Origin of the sequence: Trichocoleus sp. FACHB-6 (assembly GCF_014695815.1) — a bacterium.
GTDB classification, from domain to species: Bacteria; Cyanobacteriota; Cyanobacteriia; order Cyanobacteriales; family FACHB-T130; genus Funiculus; species Funiculus sociatus.
In genome coordinates this window covers 1-21,045 of the sequence record NZ_JACJOY010000053.1, presented here as the reverse complement: position 1 = coordinate 21,045, position 21,045 = coordinate 1, and the positions used below count along the sequence as shown (strand labels likewise).

Genomic DNA, 21,045 nt, shown 5'->3' with positions numbered 1-21,045 from the left:
CATTGTCATGCACCATGAACTATGAACCTTTAGCGAGGTTTTAGAATTTTGCACCTCTCAAAATTAATCTTTGCTAGATTATTTTTTTATCCCTGTTGCCTTTAATTGGTTGTACGTTAACACTAAACAACTCCAAATCTCATAACAATATCTCCTTAGAGATTGTAAAAATTTCAGCATCCATGCCTATCAAACCTAAGTTTATAAGCTTTATTTAAAAAACTTATAGCTTGAATTTGGCAGGTTATCAGCTTCTAGGTTTGGCAGGCGGATCGTGCGATCGCTCTCGCGGAGTGGCTGCGCTGGGCGGCTCACAACGAGCGCTCCCTGTCAAGCTTTTAAATTTGGTCGCTCTTATCCAATCGGGGCGGGTTATAGGTGGTATTATTGTAGTCTATATAAAAGTTATGAAGAAATTATAAAACATAACTAAGCATTCCAGAAACTGATTAACTTCTACTAAGCAGATCCCTCATTTAGTCTATTGTTAAGTTTTTTTAAACCTTTTAATCTGAAAATATCATACTAATTTATATTGTCAAGGGAGCCTCACTTCCCTATGCTTATTGATGCAAGGGTAAAAAATAGTTCTTGAAGTGAAAAAATGGGCATCTCCGTCCAAATTTTCTTGACAAGGCAAATTTGGACCGGGTAATTCAACTGATTTTGTAGGAGGGAAGTAATGCCAATTGCGGTTGGAATGATTGAGACAAAAGGTTTTCCGGCAGTTGTGGAAGCCGCCGACGCAATGGTGAAAGCCGCTCGCGTGACACTGGTGGGATATGAAAAAATCGGCAGCGCTAGGGTGACAGTCATTGTCCGAGGCGATGTTTCCGAGGTGCAGGCTTCTGTATCAGCTGGAGTTGACGCAGCAAAACGGGTGAATGGCGGTGAAGTTTTGTCCACCCACATCATTGCTCGTCCTCACGAGAACCTGGAGTATGTGCTGCCCATTCGTTACACCGAAGCAGTCGAACAGTTCCGTCTTTAAAAGTTTAAAGGCGATTGTTGGGCAGTCAGATGCCGATAAATCGGTTTTTCAAGTCCAAAAAGTTTGTTTATTTATCTATAAGGGAAGGAAGAATCAATGGCAATTGCAGTAGGAATGATTGAAACGCTAGGGTTTCCCGCAGTTGTGGAAGCCGCTGATGCAATGGTGAAAGCTGCTCGTGTGACGCTGGTAGGCTATGAAAAAATCGGCAGTGGTCGCGTCACCGTAATTGTTCGTGGAGACGTTTCTGAGGTGCAAGCCTCTGTATCGGCGGGAGTTGAGTCTGTAAAGCGGGTGAACGGCGGTCAAGTTTTGTCCACTCACATCATTGCTCGTCCTCACGAAAACCTGGAGTACGTGCTGCCCATTCGTTACACCGAAGCTGTGGAACAGTTCCGCGAAAGTGTCAGCGGCATTCGCCCTTACAATAGACCGTAAGATTAGGTCAGTTGTCCTTTAAGAGTTGGAAAGTTGGAAAGTTGGAACGTTGACTAGAGGTAAGTTTCTATAACTTTCCAACCTTCAAACGTTAAAACGCTAATGGACAACGGACAACAAATAATGGATAGTCAACACACAATCACCGAAGATGCAAATTGCTAAGGTTCGCGGCACGGTCGTCAGCACTCACAAAGAGCCTACACTCAGAGGTGTCAAGTTACTTCTGGTGCAGTTCATTGATGAAGAGGGACAGCTACTGCCGAAATACGAGGTAGCAGGCGATCAAGTAGGTGCGGGTCTGGATGAGTGGGTTCTGATTAGTCGTGGTAGTGCGGCTCGGCAGATGGAAGGAAGTGAAAAGCGTCCTATCGATGCGATGGTAGTGGCGATTATTGACACTGTGAATGTGGAAAATCGCCTCCTATACAGCAAGAAGGAACAGTATCGTTAGTCGGTCTACTTTGTTGAGTTAGTGAGGGATCTAGTTATGCCGGTTGTCCGCAGGTATGCGGCTCCCCCGACCCCGTGGTCAAAAAGTTTGGCGGAACCAAAGATTGATGCAACCGCTTATGTACATTCTTTTTCCAACATCATCGGAGATGTGCGGATTGAGGCGAATGTGTTGATTGCTCCGGGGACTTCGATCCGGGCTGATGAAGGCTCACCGTTTCATATTGGCGAAAGCACGAACATCCAAGATGGTGTAGTGATTCATGGTTTGGAACAAGGCCGGGTCGTTGGGGATGACCAGGAGGAATACTCGGTGTGGGTTGGGAAGAATGCTTCTTTGACCCACATGGCTTTAATTCATGGACCAGCCTATGTGGGAGATGATTGCTTTATTGGCTTTCGCTCGACAGTATTTAATGCCAGGGTGGGCCACGGTTGCATTGTGATGATGCACTCCCTGATTCAAGATGTGGAAATTCCTCCAGGGAAGTATGTAGCTTCTGGGTCGGTGATTACTTCTCAGCAGCAAGCAGACCGTTTGCCGGATGTGCAAGAGGGCGATACGGAGTTTAGCCGCCATGTTGTAGGAATTAATGAGGCTCTGCGGGCTGGGTACTTGTGTGCTGCGGATGCAAACTGCGTTACATCTGTCCGAGATGAGATGATTACATCTAATGGCGATCGCCGTCCCACTACTCAAGTATCAAGTCAGGTATCAAGTATGAATTCAGTAAGCATAGATATTTCCGAGCAAGTTAGAAATTTGTTAGCCCAAGGTTTAAAAATTGGGACGGAACACGCCGATGAGCGCCGCTTCCGCACCAGTTCCTGGCAAAGTGGTTCGACAATTGAAACAAATAACGCGGCGCAAGCGATCGCAGCCCTAGAAGCAGCGCTCGAAGAATATAGTGGCGAATATGTCCGGTTAATAGGCATCGACCCGAAAGCTAAGCGTCGGGTACTAGAGCAAATTATCCAACGTCCTGACGGCAAGGTACAAGTCGCAGCTAAGACAACAACGGCGAAAACTCACTCTAGCAATGGTAGTAAAGCCACTGCACAAACTGCGAGTGCTTCCAATAACTCAGACCTAAGTGAACAAGTTAGAAACTTGTTAGCCCAAGGCTTAAAAATTGGCATAGAACACGCCGATGAGCGTCGCTTCCGCACCAGTTCCTGGCAAAGTGGTTCGACAATTGATGCCAAAAATCAAAGCCAAGCGATCGCAGCCCTACAAGCAGCGCTCGAAGAATATAGTGGCGAATATGTCCGGTTAATAGGCATCGACCCGAAAGCTAAGCGTCGGGTACTAGAGCAAATTATCCAACGTCCTGAAGGCAAGGTACAAGTCGCAGCTAAGAGCGCCCCGGCTGCTGCTAGGAGTAGCTCAAACAGCACTCCGCAAGTGGTTAACAGCTCTCTATTGAGCAGCGAAGTGGTGGATCAAGTGCGAAATCTGTTAGCTCAAGGCTATAAGATTGGCACAGAACACGCCGATGAGCGTCGCTTCCGCACCAGTTCCTGGCATACTTGTTCTCCGATTGAATCAACCAGACAAGGAGAAGTAATTGATGCGCTGGAAGCTTGTATGAACAGCCACAGCGACGAGTACGTGCGCTTATTTGGTATTGATACCAAAGCCAAGCGCCGCGTCCAAGAGACGCTGATTCAACAGCCGAATGGTAAAGCTGGACGTTAGGAGATATAAGAGTAAGGAGTTAGGAATGATTAACTCATAACTCACTCACAGGAGTTATGAGTAACGAGTTAATAACTTGTTACTCATAACTTACAGAAGTTGGAAGTTAGCAGCGCTCAACTAATAACTCATAACTTTTAGTAAAAAGTTAAAAGTTACGAGTTAGGAATGCTTAACTACTAACTTGCTCACAGAAGCTAGTAGTTAAGAGTTAGTAACTCGTGAGTGATAACCTATTCACAGAAGTTGGAAGTTAGCAACTCATAGCTCTTAACTCTTAACGCCTAACTTATAACTATTTAGCTCCTAGTTCCATGCACTTGCCCCTACTACCGCCGTTTAGCAATTCTCAGGTTTATGTGCAAGGGGATGTGAGTATTGATGAAAGTGCCGCGATCGCACCAGGGGTAATTATTCAAGCAGATCCAGACTGTAAAATTATTATCGCTGCTGGTGTCTGCATCGGCATGGGAACCATTATTCATGCCCACAAAGGCAACCTAGAAGTCGAGGCAGGAGTTATTCTGGGCGCTGGTGTTCTGCTAGTCGGTACGGGTAAGATTGGGGCGAATGCCTGCATCGGTGCCGCGACGACAGTTTTTAACGCATCTGTGGAATCTTGTCAAGTAGTGCCGCCAGGATCTCTGCTAGGAGTCAAGGGGCGGCAAATTGCTGACACCCCAGAAGCAAGAAAAAGCGAAGATGCGGCAAACCAGCCAGAAAGCAAGGACTTCCCCCCAGAATCCCTAAACGGACAAGGGATAGCCACCAGCGACCCGACTCCAAGCGGCGAAGACACCCAAGAGGAGTTAGCGATCGCTACCACTCCCCCGACTCCAAGTGGCGAAGATACCCAAGAGGAGCCAGTGCCTAAGCCTCCCCCTGTTGGCGTTCCCGTCTATGGACAAGCAAACCTGAACCGACTGCTCTTGACTTTGTTTCCTCATCATAAATCCGCCAACCCTCCTCCCGAAGACAATCACAGTGAATGATAGTTTCGACTTTTGGGAAGTATTAGTATTAACAACCATCAACTAATCTCTTAGTGTGGGCATACTTAAGTTAGGCGGCCAGTATTTTCTCACGGAGGTTATAGGTGGAGGTACAAAAACCAGGGCTTGTTCGTTTTGAACGGACAACTCAACCAAAAAACTTCAAAGACACTGCTCTCGGCATGGTTTCGACTCGCAGTTTCCCCGCTATCGTTGGCACAGCTGATATGATGCTGAAGTCAGCCGGGGTGACACTCATCGGGTTTGAAAAAATTGGCAGTGGTTACTGTACCGCTATTGTCCGAGGCAGGATCTCAGATGTCCGTTTAGCTGTAGAAGCAGGCGCACAGACTGCCGAACAGTTTGGTCAATTAGTCTCCTCTTCGGTAATGGCGCGTCCCATGCCCAATTTGGAAGTAATATTTCCTATTGGCAGGCGCTTGTCCGAACTAAGCGACGGCGACAGTTACAGTCGCCTGAGCAATCAAGCGGTTGGTTTGTTGGAAACGCGGGGGTTTCCGGCGATGGTGGGTGCCTGCGATGCGATGCTCAAGGCAGCTGAGGTGTATCTATCCTCTTACGAAACTATTGGCGATGGTCTGTGTACTGCGATTATCCGAGGAAGGGTGGCAGATGTGGCTGTAGCTGTTGAGGCTGGGATGAGAGAAGCCGAGAGGATTGGGGAATTCAACTCGCTGATGGTGATTCCAAGACTTTTGGATGATCTAGAGCAAATCCTGCCAGTGGCGACTTGCTGGGTTGAGGAGAAACCTGAACCTCTGATGGTGCCTGTTAACGTTAAGGAAACGGAAAAAGAGTTGGTAGAGTTAGAATTGCCAGATTTAGCTAAGTTACCACCCCTCCGTGTGGAAGAATGATGTATATGGGCTCGCGCATCTACAGCTAACAGCTTCTTTTCAAATGGAAAGCGTTGCACATTCACACCTTAGATGCTTTGGGAGGGAATCAGCCTGCAAAACACAGGATGAATATAGAAGATAATGACTTCCCCGACCAACCATCAAGTAAATATGCAACGCCTGTAGGAAGGAAGACTGTCACTTTGTTTCATTAATTTGATAATAACCTTGATCTTTTATAGATCAAAGACATTGTTTTCAATGGTTATGATAGAGTATTATCTATAACTGCCAGGAGAAGGGCGGTTGAAGCAGGCAACGCTGCATCAGTTAAAGGTTTTTGAGGTGGTGGCTCGGCACGGGAGCTTTACTCGTGCGGCAGAGGAATTATTTCTCACCCAGCCCACCGTCTCTATGCAGGTAAAGCAGCTAACTAAAACAGTTGGCTTGCCACTGTTCGAGCAAGTCGGTAAGCGACTCTATCTTACCGATGCCGGACGGGAACTTTTGGTAACGTGTCGGGAAGTTTTCGATAGATTAGCCCAGTTTGAGATGATTATTGCTCAAATGAAAGGGCTGAAGCAGGGACGATTGCGGCTGGCAGTGATTACCACTACCAAATACTTTGTGCCGCGTTTACTAGGGCCATTTTGCCAGATGTATCCGGGAATTGATATTGCGCTCCAAGTGACAAATCACGAACGGATACTCAGCCGCATGAGCGAGAATCTGGACGATTTGTATGTCTTGAGCCAAATACCGGAGCATCTTGATATCACCTATCATCAGTTTCTGGCAAACCCCCTAGTGGTCTTGGCACCTGTCGATCATCCGCTAGCTAAGGAAAAAAATATCCCGATATCTCGCCTTTCTGGTGAGCCGTTTATTATGCGGGAACCTGGATCGGGAACGCGCTCATCGGTGCAAACATTATTCGATGAGCATGGTGTTTCTGTAAAAGTCAGGCTGGAGTTAGGGAGTAACGAAGCGATTAAGCAAGCGATCGCAGGCGGCTTAGGCATATCTGTCTTATCTCGCCATACTCTAGGGCTAGATGGTGCCACCAATCAAATTACCATCCTTGATGTGCAAGGCTTTCCTATCAGTCGCCATTGGTATGTAGCATATCCTGCTGGCAAACAGCTCTCGGTTGTCGCTCGCACCTTTTTCGAGTATCTTTTGGAGAAAGCACAGCAAGTTGCCGTGGATATGTCGTGACATCCCCCGGCGCTATTTCTCGTTACCAGACCCAGTCTGGTAACGAGAAAACAGTTTCTATCGCGTCCAAGCCAGCCACCAGCTCAACAGTTTCTTAATAAACGGCGTTAAACGAGTACGGCTATATTCATCCGCCGCCTTGCGAATCACCTCAGCTTGAGTAGGATAGGGGTGAATGACACTACCGAGAGTTTTTAACCCAAGATTTCCCACAATTGCCAGAGTAACTTCGCTAATCATATCGCCTGCATTTCGCGCCACAATCGTTGCACCTAAAATTTTATCAGTGCCTTTGTTCACAAAAACTTTCGCAAATCCTGCTGTTTCGCCATCGGCAACTGCCCGATCCACCTCATTTAATGGAACGAAAAAAGTATCCACCTCAATTCCTTTTTTTTGAGCGTCTTTCTCGTACATCCCAACATGGGCAACTTCCGGATCGGTGTATGTCACCCAAGGCATTGTCAGCGAACTGAGTTTTTTGCATCCAAAAAACAAACTATTTTGAATTACAATTCTGGCAGCAGCATCAGCAGCGTGGGTAAATTTCCAATCCATACAAACATCACCAGCCGCATAAATGCGAGGGTTAGAGGTTTGTAGTTTGTCATTTACAATCACTCCTTTTTTCATGTCATACTGCACACCAACAGCCTCAAGATTTAATTGCTTAACGTTAGGCGATCGCCCAACTCCAATCAGAATTTCGTCTACGGTTACAGAATCTTCTTTTCCATCCGATTCGTAATAAATAACTTTCCCTACACTTGTTCTCTCAACCCGTTTCACCTTGGAGTTTAATATCAGCTGAACCCCTTCCCGAATAAAAGCCTGCTGGACAATTTCTGCTGCATCAGCATCTTCCTTATCCAGAATGTGGTCATTTTTATGGATTAACAGCACTTGTGAGCCTAAACGTTGGAAAGTTTGAGCAAATTCGCACCCCAAGGGGCCAGCACCAATTATTGCCATTCGTTGCGGCCTTTCGGTTAGAGAAAATACCGTTTCATTAGTGAGATAACCGGCATCCTTTAATCCTTCAAGGTCAGGAGCAGTAGCCTTGGCACCAGTAGCTATTACTGCCTTTTTGAAGCGCAAAATTTTTCCTCCAACTTCCACAGTATCAGCACTGTTAAAACGCGCTTCTCCCAAAAATACATCTACATTAAATTCTTCTTTAAATCTTTGAGCAGAATCGTGAGGGCTAATCTCCGCCCGAACTCGCCGCATTCGCTCCATCACTGCCGAAAAATTAATTTCTGTGCCATCAGGAACGTGAATACCAAATTTATCTGCATTCTGAATATCTCCGACAACACGAGAGGAGCGAATCATACATTTAGAAGGTACGCAGCCTACATTTAGGCAATCTCCACCCATCAAATCTTTTTCAATTAAGGCTACTTTACTACCTAAAAGTCCTGCACCTCCGGCAACAACCAGTCCCGCAGTACCTGCTCCAATCACAACCAAATTGTAACGAGACGCAGGTTCTGGGTTCACCCAATCTGACGGATGTACATTAGCAACCAAAGCCTGATTATATTCATCCATTGGCTGCACAATCGCTTTTTCAACTGTTTGTGACATTACAATTCCTCTCGATTAACGCTTTCTTCTAATGCTTTACGAGCAATGCGTGTGACATAAATAGTCACAGCAACTGTGGCAATAAAACCAACAACACGAATAACCCATTTTACTGCCTCTGTTTCCGGATTAGTGGGCTGATTTGCTGCTCCAATCGTGGCGAGGCTACCTGCTAAAGAACCAATATAAACGTACATGATAGTCCCAGGAATCATCCCAATGGAGGCTAAAAAATAATCTTTTAAAGAAACTTGGGTTACTCCAAAAGAATAATTTAAAATGTTGAAGGGGAAAATCGGCGAAAGTCTAGTCAAAAGAACAACTTTGAATCCTTCTCTCTTTACCGCTTGGTCAATGGCTTTGAACTTGCTATTGTTTTCTATTTGCTGGGAAACCCATCCACGGGCTAAATAACGCCCAACTAGAAAAGCGGCTGTTGCTCCTAAAGTTGCTCCAATGAAAACATAAATCGAACCCCAAATTACGCCAAAGACAAAACCAGATCCCAGTGTGAGAATGGAGCCTGGTATAAAAAGCACGGTAGCTAGAATATAAATAAGAATAAAAGTCACGGGTGCCAAAAATCCCAGGCTGTCGATCCATGCCAATAGGTTTTTTAAATTTTCTTGAATATCAAAATATTTAGTTGCAAAAATAAAAGCCGAGATTAAAGATACAAGTAATACAAATCCTATAATTAGCTTGCTATTTGAACCAAATTTGCTTGGACTAGATTCTTTGTTCATAAACAACTTCATAAAATGAACTACAGAGAACGCAGAGAAAAAAGAAGTTATAGCAGTCCGATTTGATTGGTGAAAAAAAACGAACTTCTCTAGGCGCGACCGGGCACTTCAGAAAGATAAGAGATAACTTTACAACTCTTGCAAGGATTGCTATAAAAGAGAATAATTCACGGAAGGCTTGTAATATATTATTAATATAATAAGATTTTGATTTAGAAAAAATATTTCTTGAGAGAGAGGCAAAAAATCGCGGTTTTTAAAACAAACTATGATATCTCGTGCGCGATCGCGTAAGCTGGCTTGTAAAGATGCTAGGGTCTTAGCGGATGGCAAGCAATCTCCTGCCCCTTTGAAAGTGGGTAGTTAACGGTATGTAAAAAAAGTAAGATTTAAGTAAATGCAGTAACGAGGCGGCTAAAGGATATGGATGAGGAAATCATCAGACAACTAAATATGGAAGTTGAAGCGATGGGCTTTAACGAGTTAACAGAACTTGGCAATAGAGCAGTAAGTTTAGGATTGATTATTGGTCACGGTTATCGTAATAACCAGTATGAAATTCTTAGGAAAAATGAAGTGGTTATGCTAACTGCAAAAGAAGCAGCAGCTTACCTGAAAAATTTGGTTGAATCAGTCAATGGGTAAATATAGCCGTAGCGCAGGCGAGACGCTTGCGCTATAGCATTCTGCCATAGCGCGATCGCTCTACACTTATGAGCGATCGCTTACATAATTTCATCAGCTACAGGTTGGAAAATATGACGAATCAGCAAGTATTTGTTTTCGAGGGAGAACGAGCCGAAAATTACGATCAGTACATACCTATCTGGGTGCCGGGATATGAGCTGATGCACGATTTGCTATCATCAATTCTTCAAACGCATCTTCCGAAAGAGTCATCAATTTTAATTGCTGGTTGCGGTTCAGGTAAGGAACTTGTGACTTTGGGTAAAGCTAATCCTTCATGGCGGCTGTTGGGCGTAGACCCCTCACCGGATATGATAAAAAAGACACGCGATCGCATTTCTCAAGAGAAACTAGAAAATCGCGTCAGGCTGCATCAAGGAGTTGTGTCAGAACTGCTGGAAAATACTTTATATGATGCTGCTACCTTAATTCTGGTAATGCACTTCTTTCCAGATGACGGAACCAAACTAACTTTACTTCAAAGTATCGCACAACGTCTTAAGTCGGGTGCTACTTTGCTTTTAGTTGATTCCTATGGCGAAGAAAGTTCAACTCAAGTTGAAGGAAAGCTCGAAATTCTAAAAAATTACGTTATTCAAAAAGGGTTTCCTCCCAAGCAAGCACAGGAAAGGATTGAAAAAATTCCGCAAAATATCCATTTAGTATCCGAAAATCGGATAATTGCGCTACTGGAAGAAGCAGGTTTTAAGATGGTAGAACGTTTCTATAGTGCATTACTGGTTGGTGGCTGGGTTGCTGAACGCAGGTAATGAATAAATAGCGATCGCGGGGATGTTGGTAAGTTTAATCTTCACTAACTCGACCACCGCCACCGGAAATTCAAGAAATGGTGGAAATGTTACGCACACCAAGTAAGGAAGTACCAGTTGAAGGAACCCATTAATATCAATCAACAACAGAATCAACAGCCCTCAAGCAAGGGCTTTTTTGTTGGCATTCAATTAATATAAGCGCTTCAAGGGTTGATTGGAGTACATTTTTGACCTTTTTCCCAGGAGGAGAGAGGCAATGAGTTTGAGTCTTACGCCCATTACCGGAATCGGGAAGGGGCTGTTCTTATTAGGTCTGTCTTGGACTCAGGTGCAAACTACTATATAAGCGATCGCATACCACCCGGCTACCATATACTCATAGCACTAACGCCCAAGATGCCATGTCCCTCGCTCAAGAAAGAAATATCTCAGAAGATACGTGGGAAGATATTGTCGTTCCACCTACTGATTTATGGAGTGACGAACCGCCTTTGGAAAGTGATTGGCATCGACAGCAGATGGATGCGCTCATCAATTCCTTAGAATGGTGGTGGCGTAACCGTAACGATTTTTATGTTAGTGGAAATCTGACAATTTACTACTCTCAAGACCAAATCAAATCGCGGGATTTTCGCGGGCCAGATTTCTTTGTAGTGCTGGGAACAGAACGCCATCCTCGCAGAAGTTGGGTAGTTTGGGGAGAAGGCGGGAAGTATCCCAATGTAATTGTGGAAATTATCTCTGAGAGTACAGCTAACGTAGACAAAGGGATAAAAAAACAAATCTATCAAGATATCCTTCGCACGCCAGATTATTTTTGGTTTGATCCCAAAACTCTCGAACTTGCCGGGTTTCATCTAAAAGACGGTCAGTATCAACCGATAGAACCTAATTCCTCTGGGTGGCTGTGGAGTCAGCAGTTAGAGTTGTATCTGGGTATCCATGAGCGAAAGTTACGCTTTTTTACCGCTGAGGGGGAGTTGCTACCAATACCCGAAGAAGTAGCTACAGAAGAACGTCAACAGAGGGAGTTAGCACAAGCGAACACTGATGAGGAACGCCGACAACGCGAGTTAGCACAAGCAAACGCTGATGAGGAACGCCGACAACGCGAGTTAGCCCAAGCCAACGCCGATGAAGAACGCCGACAGCGGGAGTTAGCCCAAGCCAACGCCGATGAGGAACGCCGACAACGCGAGTTAGCACAAGCCAACGCCGATGAGGAACGCCGACAACGCGAGTTAGCACAAGCCAACGCCGATGAGGAACGCCGACAACGCGAGTTAGCACAAGCTAAAGCTCAAGCATTGGCGGCGAAACTCCGGGAATTGGGTATCGATCCGGATGCTTAGATGCGATCGCGCCCTGACCCCTGATCTTATGATTGGAGATAGGGGCATAGCAATGCCCCTACAAAATGTCACAATTTTCGATATTTTTTAAGGGTTGTATAAAACAACCCTGCTCCCCACCAAGAAAGGGGAGAGGGTTCCTCTAACGCCCGATTGCTCCAGCCTCTCTAAGTCTGCGGTAACGCTTTTGTTTATACTTCGACAGCGGAGCAGCTATCAGTAAAACCTTCTCCAGCAGCCAAGGTGCAAGGCGGTTGCACCACACGGCCAAATGACTTTGCCATCCTACCAAGATTTCCGGCGATTCCTTGTGCAGTCCGGCGACGAGTGCCTGAGCGACTTTCTCGGTAGTCGTGGGAACTACCCAGCGAAACCACTGTAATTCTCGCACCATGTCAGTATCGGTTAAAGAGGGCAGCAAAGCTATTACCCGGATATTGTATGCAGCGAGTTCGCCGCGCAAGGCTTGGGTAAATCCGACAATTGCAAACTTGGTGGCAGAATAAGTTGCCATCGTCGGGGCTGCCACTTTGCCCATTAAGCTTGAAACGTTAACGATTGTCCCTTCCCGTTGTGCTGCCATGCGTCGAGCAACTAGACGTGTGATGGTGTACATTCCCATTAAATTAATGGCGATTTCTTCCTGCACATTTGGCAGTCGGGAACCTAAGAAAGGTGTTTGGTGTGCAACGCCTGCACAGTTGACGAGTAGATGAATTTGCCCGTAGTCTCGCCAAGCTTTAGCGATCGCAATATTCACTTCTATCACCTGAGCCAAATCCAAAGGCAGGATTGCCACTTCCACGCCCATAGCTTCGATTTCGGCGGCGACTTGGGCTAACCGCTGTTCATCGCGTGCTACCAACAACAGGCGTTTTGCTCCTTGTTTGGCTAAAACGAGTGCGATCGCTCGTCCAATCCCCCGCGAAGCTCCAGTAATCAGAGCTGTCTTTCCTTGAATATCCATGATTAAACCTCCATATTTGAGGACTCACTGCGCTGGCTTTTTCAGTGGTTATGTGCAAAATCCAACAGAAAAGTTCCTAATTTCACGCACTGAGATGACAATTGATTTGTGTTTGGGGTATTACTTGGACTAAACCTTGCCGCGCAAGACATTTTCCGGAAATTTTAGGGAACACAAACCTAAAAATGTCTAAAAATTGATAACCCAAAACTTTGAGAAGTTGCTAACAGAATGACGCTGGACTAAAAGCAGTCAAACAAGCAAAAAAGATATTTCTCAGCCGTTTTGCCGGAAAGTCCGAGAAATATTTTTCAGACATTTCTGGAATCAGTTAGTCGGCAAACAGCCAAGATGAATGTAGAGCATAAATGGCACGTCTCCTCAATACGAGCGCTAACCTGAAGCATTGCTTATGCACACCTTAACAACTGGTTTCAAGAAGCTGCAACATTTTTTAATAAATTTTGCTTAATATTTCTTTACAAAGCAGCTAAAACTTTGCTGCTTAACGCACCCAGCGCCATCTAATCGGGCGTAACCAACAATGAAACATGAGCGCTAACGATGCGCCAGCCCTCCGGGGTTCGCATCCAAGTTTGGCTTTGCCGCCCGGTGCGATTTGAGCCAAGGCGCTGAAATTCTGTGTTGGCGGTGGCGAAATCTCGTCCGTAGGTGGTGATAGTGGTATTAATTAGCGATCGCTCTAAATTCATAGGCGATCGCTGGCTGCGAAAAGTAGCGATCGCATCATAGCCATACAAATTTTCAGTCACGCCAAAGCGCAAAGTGTGCGGACTCCTCCAAAATAATTCGTCGAGTACGGCGACATCATTGCTAATCAAAGCTTTTTCGTAACGCTCAAATGCTGCCGTAACTTCAGCTACCACATCCGGTATGTTGATATCCATTTAATTCCAATGTTCTCTCTTTTGAGGGAGGTATTTTGTCATTTAAGCCGGGAAAGTTTCACGGCTGTTAAACTCACTTAATACAAGTTAATATATAGGTAAGGTCTGTAATCCAATTAATTAATCCAAGTATCTAACAATGGCTACCTCAGAACGCAAAAAGCGGATTTTAGATCATGTCAGCAAAACTGTAAAAATCAATCAAGCGAATTACAATACCAATTCAGATCAACGGAAGCAGCAGATTATGGATCATATCAAGAGAACCAAGAATTAATAGAATTAGCCAATAACAATTTTATTGTTTTTGGGGCAGGCTTTTAGCCTGCCCCAAATCTTACGAATAACCTTTTTTTACTCCTTCTGGTAATCCCATTACACTGCGATAGTGGGCTTCAATTTCACCTAAAGTTTTAGACTGACGATTTGTAGCCCATTCGCTGCGCTCAAACAATTCTTTTCTCAAATCTTCTACATTAATCGTCGTCACTTTGCCATCGGCAACGATTCTTTTACCATTTACCCAAACACTATCCACTGCTTGAGCTGGGCGGCCTAAAATTAGCAAGCCAATCGGATCTGTGCGGGGTAGCAGCGATAAACTGGTAAGGTCATACAGTACCAAATCAGCCTTTTTATCCACAGCCAACGAACCCATTTCATCGGCTAAATTTAATCCTTTGGCACCGCCGAAAGCTGCTATTTCTACGGATTGACGGGGTGTAATCCAGTGGTGGTAATCTAAATCGGTGATGTTGTGCAAAATTGAGCCGATTTTGATAGCTTCTAGCAAATCTTGCGAGTCGTTACTAGCAGCACCATCGCAACCAAAAGATACATTGACTCCCGCTTGAAGATATTTCAAAATTGGAGCGATGCCACTACCTAAACGCAGGTTGCTGAGAGGATTATGTACTACGGTGGATTGAGTTTCTGCCAAAATTTCAATATCAGCATCGCTCAAATGAACGCAATGAGCTAAGGAAGTGCGCGGACTTAAATAACCGATACGCTTCAGGTGTTCAACTGCGCTACAGCCGTATTTTTCTTGAGCAAGAAATTGTTGGGCTTTGGTTTCTAAGAGGTGAGCGTGACGACAGAGATTGTAGTGATCGCTTAATTCAATACAACCTTGAAACAAGGCATCCGAACACAGTTGAATCCCCGTTGGTGCAACTAAAACATAAACACCTTCCGCAGGATTATGAAACTTGTCTACAGCTTCCTGCATTAGTGCTAGAGTTGCCTCTGTGGAACGGATGTAGGCTTCGTGTTCCGTTTCTTTACCACCTGTGGGGATGCCACGAGTCAGGGTTTCATCTTGAATTAATGGGCCAATAAAAGCGCAGATACCAATTTCTTTGTAGGCGCGAACAGCCGCGGCAATAGTTTCAATTTCTTTGCCAGGAATTAAAACTAAATGATCGACTACGCTAGTCCCTCCAGAAAGTAGAGTTTCTACCGCTGTTCCTAAAGCACTCAGGTAAACTTGATCGGGTTCGAGGGGTGTAAAGTCGTAAAGTTCCGCAATCCACAATTCTAAGGGTACAGGGGGAATCAATCCCCGCTGCCACATTTCTGAAGAGTGGGTGTGGGCGTTGACGAAGCCGGGGAGGAGAAGTTTATTTTTACCATCGACAGCTGTACCGACAACTTCTAGATTAGCGTCGATGGCAGCGATCGCGTTATCCTGAATCTGCACATCGACATTTGCATAACCGTCATCAACCGGGATTAAAGCCTGTTGGATTGTAAAAGTCACAGTTTTTACCTTTTAGTTAGGGTTTATTAAATTCTACGTTTATTGATTTTAAAAATTACGATTAATCACAAAATAAAATTATTTTCTCATTTTATAGCCCTTTCATGCTTTTTCACCCAGAGGATAATTAAGGACGCGATCGCCATCACTGACGATAAAATTGGTAATATAACGGGTTGAATCCCATTAATTTTCGTCATTGCGGGTTATTGTTTAATTTTCACCTACTACCTATTAACATCATCAACCAATAGATATTAACATGGCATTCCCTTTGTCGGCAGCATCTTTGTAGTAATCTATCAATTCGTTAAACAGCTCAGTATATTCAATCCAATTTTCATATTCTCTTTCCCAAAAATTTACTTTGGCTTTTCGACATATTTTTCTTAGTCTTTCCGTATCATCCTCTTGTGCAACTCTCGATAATTCTTCTACTACGTCCTTGACTTCATCAGCAGTAAAGTACCTTATATACCTTTCATATTTCAGGTAATTTACACTTGTGACAGCATTAACTCGAAGTAAATCATTTTCATCCTTGCTATAACTATTTGGGAAAATTAAATCTTCTTCTCCACAAGTAGCTGTAAGATAAAATTGGATTGGTTGCCAATTTTCCCCAAGATATAACCGCCTATTTTTACCCTCAGCTAAAAGGCGAGGAGCATCGGCTTTAAATTCGTCAAAGTCCTGTTGGTAAAAAACAAACTTAAATTCTTGCCAATCATTGGGATCAGATATGGTTATTGCCTCAAAAAACACATCATAAGCATAAGGATTTTCTTCTAGCTTCTCCAATACTTTAGAAGACACTTGAGAAAGAGCTATCGCTGTTGACATAACTTTCAACTAAGATATTAATGAATTGACATTAGTACACCACGGCAACGCAACTTAAAATTACTCATAAGTTGATTGAAGCATGGTTGATTTTAATATCTACACTGAGGGCAACGGCAGAATTGTAAAATCATTAAATGAGCGAACATTGTAAGACTTAGCAGCTACAGCCCTCACCAACTTCTCATCGAGAGCCAATAGCGTAGCACCAACTTGCTGAGAAAGGGCAATATAACTGGCATCATAAGCAGAAATTCCATAAGCCAAGGCAATATTAACAGCCTCCTCCATCAAATCAGCAGTGGAAACAACCCGCAATGGTACTTTGAAAGTAGCTAAACTTGTTTGAGCCTCAGCAGCATCGTAACGCCAGAGTTTTCCCTCAATCGTACATAAAGCGATCGCTATCCTTCAACACCCGCCGAGATGCCACAGTCATCAAATCATCAAATTTTTCCACCGTGGCTAGTAGCAGCATCTAAAATATCAACAAATTAACCTTCGTACTTCACCGGAATGCGATCGCTCATTACCATAATCTCTTCTAACTCAGTTCAAATCTAGAGCCTTGAGTCCTTACCATTGAAGTTCCCTTCTCAAGAATCCCTATGAATTCACCCTTACGAACCTTGGGCGTACCACCGAATGCTTGGGCTGTTGATGCTCAAATTGCCGATATCACGCGCCCTCCTTTAAAACCGCAACCTGTTACTTTGGCGACAGAAACTAAAACACTGCGTTTGGATTTGGCAAAAGCGGCGATTTTGGTAATTGATATGCAGAATGACTTTTGTCATCCGAAAGGCTGGCTGGCGCACATTGGCGTAGACGTGACACCTGCACGGAATCCGATAAATCCCTTAAACAATTTACTGCCAAAATTGCGAGATACAAACGTGCCTGTAATTTGGCTAAATTGGGGAAATCGCCCCGATTTGTTAAATATTAGTGCGGGAGTGCATCATGTTTATAACCCAACAGGCGATGGTGTTGGTTTAGGCGATCGCTTGCCCGAAGCTGATGCTAAAGTGCTGATGGCGGGTAGTTGGGCGGCGGCGGTGGTGGATGAATTGGAACAAAAGCCGGAAGATATTCGCGTCGATAAGTACAGGATGAGCGGTTTTTGGGATACTCCCCTCGATAGTATTTTACGGAACCTGGGAAAAACTACTATTTTCTTTGCGGGGGTGAATGCCGATCAATGCGTGATGGCTACCTTACAAGATGCCAACTTTCTTGGCTATGACTGCATTTTAGTTACAGATTGCACTGCTACTACCTCTCCAGAATATTGCTGGCAAGCTACACTTTATAACGTTAAACAGTGTTTTGGGTTCGTGACAGATTCTCAAGCTATCTTAGAAGCAATTACAACTGGTTAATGGCTAATAGTCATAAAAACCACAATTAGCCATCCTTCAATTAGCAAAGGTGAAACCTTTATGGATGCTGCCCGTTGCGTGATTCCTGTCCTCAAGTCTCCCAAAGATTACCAAGTCTATCGTATTAGCCCCCAGGATACTAATCGTTTAGCGATTGTGTTTGAGCCGAAAACGGCGCATATGTCCTTAACTTTTTGTGTAGAAATTTTCGATGTTGGCGGGAAAACTCCCCCAAATCGGCACCAATTCGCTGTAGAAATGTTTTTCATTCTTAAAGGGGAAGGGCAAGCTACTTGTGATGGGAAAACTGTACCAATTGGCGCTGGAGATAGTATTTTAGTTCCTCCAACAGGCATCCATAAAATTGAAAATACGGGTTCTACTCGCTTGTATGCGCTGTGTATTATGGTGCCAAATGAAGACTTTGCGGAATTAATTCGTAGCGGTACGCCAGTGGAATTGGACGAAGAGGATTTAGCAGTATTGGGTAGAGTAGATTCTCTAGTTCCATGCTAAATGTTTTTTCCAAAGAAACTGCCTCAATGCTTACCAGGGATGGGGTGCGCTTGGATGCGGACATTTATCGCCCGGATGCGGAGGGTGAGTTTCCCGTCTTGCTGATGCGACAGCCGTATGGGAAAGCGATCGCATCCACCGTTGTCTATGCCCATCCCACCTGGTACGCCGCCCAAGGCTACATTGTGGTAATTCAAGATGTTCGGGGACGCGGCACATCAGAGGGCGAATTCAAACTATTTTCCCACGAGATTGAAGATGGTTTTGACACAGTTAATTGGGCTGCGAATTTACCGGGTAGTAATGGAAATGTTGGAATGTATGGGTTTTCCTATCAGGGAATGACCCAGCTTTACGCCGCCGCCGCACATCCCCCGGCATTAAAAGCGGTTTGTCCCGCCATGATTGGCTACGATTTATATACAGATTGGGCTTATGAAAATGGAGCTTTTTGTTTACAAGCTAATCTCGGTTGGGCGATTCAACTAGCAACAGAAACCGCTAGATTGTCAGGAGATGAAAAAGCGTATCAAGCTCTTTTTACAGCTTCTCGTAACTTACCACTTTATGACAAAATTCCTGCCCGTCCGGAGATTCTGCAAAACCTAGCGCCTGACTCTTTCTATCACGAATGGTTAGACCATCCTCAACCCGGTGAATACTGGGAAATTTCACCAAAACAGCATTTGCAAGATGTTGATTTGCCGATGCTGCACGTTGGCGGATGGTTTGATACTTTCCTGCGCGGAACTTTGAATTTATACAAAGAAATGGCATCTCGTAGTGCCTTTTCTCAGCATTTAGTAATTGGCCCTTGGGCGCATCTACCTTGGGGTCGAAAAGTAGGAAATGTAGATTATGGTGCAGAGGCTAATAGTTCAATCGATAAATTGCAAATTCGATGGTTTGACCAGTTTCTCAAAGGTATTGATACAGGATTATTGAATGAACCGTCTGTTAATTTATTTGAAATGGGTAGTAACAGATGGCGATCTTTTGAAACTTTTCCTAGCGATAACCATAAATCCTATTTTCTACAAAGTTCTGGTTTAGCTAGTCTGCGGGATGATGCAGGTAAGTTGGTAAGACAAGCGAAGGAATTTATCCAAAATTCTTCTGATGTAGTGGTTCACGATCCTTGGCGACCTGTTCCTGCTTTAGGAGGTCATGCTACAATTCCTGCTGGTTCCTTTGACCGTTCTAGCCTCGATTGCCGCACAGATATTTTAACCTACACCTCAGCACCACTAGAGTCAGATTTATATCTTGCTGGAGATGTAGTTGTAGAAGTTTATGCTAAGGCAGATACACCCTGTTTTGACTTATTTGCAGTTTTGTCGGAAGTGCGAACAGATGGCAGTGTATACAATTTTACTCAAGGATATGTGCGGGTTGAATCGAATCAAGAGGCACCTTTAAAAATTATTTTGCAAGCAACTTGTGCGCGACTAAACAAGGGTAATTGTCTACGGCTTAGTTTAAGTGCAGCTTGTTTTCCCGCTTATCCTGTTAATCCCGGTACTGGTTCTCATCCTGGTGAAACCGCTTTAATTGCAGCTCAAATTATTACTTTAACTGTGCGAAGTGGGAAAGATTTTCCTTCCCAAATTTTACTGCCTCTAGTGTAATCCTCGTTGCCTATTCTGAAACTCTGCCTCACATATTCCCTGAAAGCGTTACCAGGCTGAGGCTGGTAACGCGGAATTAGCTGCTATAACTTTGCCATGCTTGCCAGAAAACATAAATTGATAAAATTCCCAGCAGTGTACGAAAGGCTAAACTAACAACTTCATCGGGTAATTTTGGCAAAAATCGGGTGCTAATTTGCGCTCCTAAAAAACCACCTGCTCCTAACAAGAACCCCTCTGTAAATAAGACGTTACCTCGCAAGGCGTGTCCCACACAAGCGGATATGGCAGTAATGACAATGACACCTAAACTTGTTTGAATGGCAACTTTGATGGTTTCTCCTAATAATAATATTTGTAGAGGCACCATGATTACACCCCCACCAACGCCAAACAATCCTGCTAGTATTCCAGCGGTGCTTCCTGTGAAAATTCTAGCAATATTGGGATTGAAAAAAATGTTTGAGTTTTGAGTCTTAAGTTTCTGCGCTTCTGCGTCTATTCCCTGCTCTTCTTCCAACTTCTTTTTTGCTGTCAGTTGTTTGCGTAGTTCAACTAAATATATATTTAAAAGTAGCAATAATCCAAAAGATGCTAACAGCAAATAAGGGCGAAAACGAGTGGCTAAATATGCCCCAATTTGGGCTGTCACTATAGCTGGAAATCCGATGGCAATTACCCGATTAAAGCTGAATAGCCCCATGCGCCAATTCTGGACACTACCAGAAATTGCGGTGATTAAAATTGCTAGGCTGCTGGTAGCAACTGCTTCAACTGGCTTGTAACCTAATGCTACTAATAATGGTACAAGAACCGTGCCACCGCCAATTCCTAAAAATCCCGCGAGTATTCCGGAAAATATTCCAGCAGCAGCAAATATTAATAAGGTGGTTGATGTCATAGCGCGTGAAGCGATTTATGACACTTAGCATACAGTAAGTAGGGTAGGCATTGACCACCCTACGAAACTAATTTAATCGCCTCACCCGATGTCTGCTACATTTTGCCTTTCTGCATCACTTCCTGAAGATGCTGGCGGATTTCCTGCGCGTGCTTCATATCTTCTTGCTGCAACTTCTGGAAGAGTTCTGCACAAGGCTGAGATCCCATTTCCTGCGCGTCTTTTATATAGAACCCATTTGACATCTAAGTTTGATATCTAAGAAGGTGCTGCAAGCCTCTTAATCATCAAGCGAATAAAACAAAGATTAACCTTGGCAGTCGCATTAGTTAAAGTTCT

Annotated in this window: 21 protein-coding genes and 1 pseudogene; 14 read left to right on the top strand and 8 right to left on the bottom strand. The window is 44.3% G+C overall.

Features of this window, described 5'->3' with window-relative positions; translation table 11 throughout:
• The first annotated feature begins 682 nt into the window (after positions 1 to 682).
• From H6F66_RS10000 to H6F66_RS09970, 7 genes are all read left to right on the top strand, one after another.
• Positions 683 to 991, top strand: coding sequence for a carbon dioxide-concentrating mechanism protein CcmK (locus H6F66_RS10000; RefSeq protein ID WP_190420710.1), 309 nt, complete (start codon positions 683 to 685; stop codon positions 989 to 991).
• Positions 992 to 1,087: 96 nt separating this feature from the next.
• On the top strand, positions 1,088 to 1,429 hold the full coding sequence (locus H6F66_RS09995) for a BMC domain-containing protein (RefSeq protein ID WP_015202599.1): 342 nt from the start codon (positions 1,088 to 1,090) through the stop codon (positions 1,427 to 1,429).
• Between the two features lie 151 nt (positions 1,430 to 1,580).
• The gene (locus tag H6F66_RS09990) at positions 1,581 to 1,883 is read left to right on the top strand and encodes a EutN/CcmL family microcompartment protein (protein WP_190420709.1); all 303 of its coding nucleotides are present in this window, start codon (positions 1,581 to 1,583) and stop codon (positions 1,881 to 1,883) included.
• A 36-nt stretch (positions 1,884 to 1,919) separates the two neighbouring features.
• Complete coding sequence (locus H6F66_RS09985) at positions 1,920 to 3,581, top strand: ribulose bisphosphate carboxylase small subunit (protein ID WP_190420708.1); 1,662 nt, start codon at positions 1,920 to 1,922, stop codon at positions 3,579 to 3,581.
• Between the two features lie 314 nt (positions 3,582 to 3,895).
• Positions 3,896 to 4,573 carry a hypothetical protein gene (locus H6F66_RS09980; RefSeq protein WP_190420707.1) on the top strand — a complete coding sequence of 226 codons (678 nt, stop codon included), beginning with the start codon at positions 3,896 to 3,898 and terminating at the stop codon, positions 4,571 to 4,573.
• 104 nt (positions 4,574 to 4,677) lie between these two features.
• Positions 4,678 to 5,451, top strand: a complete 774-nt coding sequence (locus H6F66_RS09975) for a BMC domain-containing protein (protein WP_347269359.1) — start codon at positions 4,678 to 4,680, stop codon at positions 5,449 to 5,451.
• 288 nt (positions 5,452 to 5,739) lie between these two features.
• Positions 5,740 to 6,651 (top strand): LysR family transcriptional regulator, encoded by a 912-nt coding sequence (locus H6F66_RS09970; protein WP_190420706.1) that lies wholly within the window; start codon positions 5,740 to 5,742, stop codon positions 6,649 to 6,651.
• A 57-nt stretch (positions 6,652 to 6,708) separates the two neighbouring features.
• Here H6F66_RS09970 and H6F66_RS09965 read toward each other — a convergent pair whose 3' ends face one another.
• Positions 6,709 to 8,241 (bottom strand): mercuric reductase, encoded by a 1,533-nt coding sequence (locus tag H6F66_RS09965; RefSeq protein WP_190420704.1) that lies wholly within the window; start codon positions 8,239 to 8,241, stop codon positions 6,709 to 6,711.
• Complete coding sequence (locus H6F66_RS09960; protein WP_199295004.1) at positions 8,241 to 8,987, bottom strand: TVP38/TMEM64 family protein; 747 nt, start codon at positions 8,985 to 8,987, stop codon at positions 8,241 to 8,243. The genes H6F66_RS09965 and H6F66_RS09960 overlap by 1 nt, the downstream gene beginning before the upstream one ends.
• 423 nt (positions 8,988 to 9,410) lie before the next feature.
• Here H6F66_RS09960 and H6F66_RS09955 point away from each other — a divergent pair, with 423 nt between their 5' ends.
• The 3 genes and pseudogenes from H6F66_RS09955 to H6F66_RS09945 form a co-directional block, all read left to right on the top strand.
• Positions 9,411 to 9,632, top strand: coding sequence for a hypothetical protein (locus tag H6F66_RS09955; RefSeq protein ID WP_190420700.1), 222 nt, complete (start codon positions 9,411 to 9,413; stop codon positions 9,630 to 9,632).
• Positions 9,633 to 9,745: 113 nt separating this feature from the next.
• Entirely contained in the window at positions 9,746 to 10,444 is a 699-nt protein-coding gene (locus H6F66_RS09950) for a class I SAM-dependent methyltransferase (protein ID WP_190420698.1), read from the top strand.
• A 404-nt stretch (positions 10,445 to 10,848) separates the two neighbouring features.
• A pseudogene (locus tag H6F66_RS09945) lies at positions 10,849 to 11,487 on the top strand (Uma2 family endonuclease); the annotation flags it as partial.
• Positions 11,488 to 11,941: 454 nt separating this feature from the next.
• Here H6F66_RS09945 and H6F66_RS09940 read toward each other — a convergent pair.
• Both H6F66_RS09940 and hpxZ read right to left on the bottom strand, forming a co-directional pair.
• Entirely contained in the window at positions 11,942 to 12,766 is an 825-nt protein-coding gene (locus H6F66_RS09940) for an SDR family NAD(P)-dependent oxidoreductase (RefSeq protein WP_190420694.1), read from the bottom strand.
• A gap of 524 nt (positions 12,767 to 13,290) precedes the next feature.
• A complete protein-coding gene (hpxZ, locus tag H6F66_RS09935; protein ID WP_190420693.1) occupies positions 13,291 to 13,674 on the bottom strand; it encodes an oxalurate catabolism protein HpxZ in 384 nt (127 codons plus the stop codon).
• Positions 13,675 to 13,813: 139 nt separating this feature from the next.
• Here hpxZ and H6F66_RS09930 point away from each other — a divergent pair, with 139 nt between their 5' ends.
• Entirely contained in the window at positions 13,814 to 13,951 is a 138-nt protein-coding gene (locus H6F66_RS09930) for a hypothetical protein (protein ID WP_190420692.1), read from the top strand.
• Positions 13,952 to 14,011: 60 nt separating this feature from the next.
• On the opposite strand, the gene H6F66_RS09925 is transcribed toward H6F66_RS09930, so the two are convergent.
• The 3 genes from H6F66_RS09925 to H6F66_RS09915 form a co-directional block, all read right to left on the bottom strand.
• Positions 14,012 to 15,436 (bottom strand): amidohydrolase family protein, encoded by a 1,425-nt coding sequence (locus H6F66_RS09925; RefSeq protein ID WP_190420691.1) that lies wholly within the window; start codon positions 15,434 to 15,436, stop codon positions 14,012 to 14,014.
• Positions 15,437 to 15,679: 243 nt separating this feature from the next.
• On the bottom strand, positions 15,680 to 16,279 hold the full coding sequence (locus H6F66_RS09920; protein WP_190420690.1) for a DUF1877 family protein: 600 nt from the start codon (positions 16,277 to 16,279) through the stop codon (positions 15,680 to 15,682).
• Positions 16,280 to 16,378: 99 nt separating this feature from the next.
• Positions 16,379 to 16,666 (bottom strand): type II toxin-antitoxin system VapC family toxin, encoded by a 288-nt coding sequence (locus H6F66_RS09915; RefSeq protein WP_347269360.1) that lies wholly within the window; start codon positions 16,664 to 16,666, stop codon positions 16,379 to 16,381.
• Positions 16,667 to 16,887: 221 nt separating this feature from the next.
• Here H6F66_RS09915 and H6F66_RS09910 point away from each other — a divergent pair, with 221 nt between their 5' ends.
• Genes H6F66_RS09910 through H6F66_RS09900 form a run of 3 tightly spaced genes read left to right on the top strand, consistent with a single transcriptional unit; the run spans position 16,888 to position 19,805 of the window.
• On the top strand, positions 16,888 to 17,661 hold the full coding sequence (locus tag H6F66_RS09910) for a cysteine hydrolase family protein (protein WP_190420689.1): 774 nt from the start codon (positions 16,888 to 16,890) through the stop codon (positions 17,659 to 17,661).
• 60 nt (positions 17,662 to 17,721) lie between these two features.
• Positions 17,722 to 18,177: a cupin domain-containing protein gene (locus H6F66_RS09905; RefSeq protein WP_190420688.1), complete on the top strand. Its 456-nt coding sequence runs from the start codon at positions 17,722 to 17,724 to the stop codon at positions 18,175 to 18,177.
• On the top strand, positions 18,171 to 19,805 hold the full coding sequence (locus H6F66_RS09900; RefSeq protein WP_190420687.1) for a CocE/NonD family hydrolase: 1,635 nt from the start codon (positions 18,171 to 18,173) through the stop codon (positions 19,803 to 19,805). Before H6F66_RS09905 ends, H6F66_RS09900 begins: the two co-directional genes overlap by 7 nt.
• Before the next feature lie 76 nt (positions 19,806 to 19,881).
• Here H6F66_RS09900 and H6F66_RS09895 read toward each other — a convergent pair whose 3' ends face one another.
• The gene (locus tag H6F66_RS09895) at positions 19,882 to 20,706 is read right to left on the bottom strand and encodes a sulfite exporter TauE/SafE family protein (RefSeq protein ID WP_190420685.1); all 825 of its coding nucleotides are present in this window, start codon (positions 20,704 to 20,706) and stop codon (positions 19,882 to 19,884) included.
• Positions 20,707 to 21,045 lie beyond the last annotated feature (339 nt).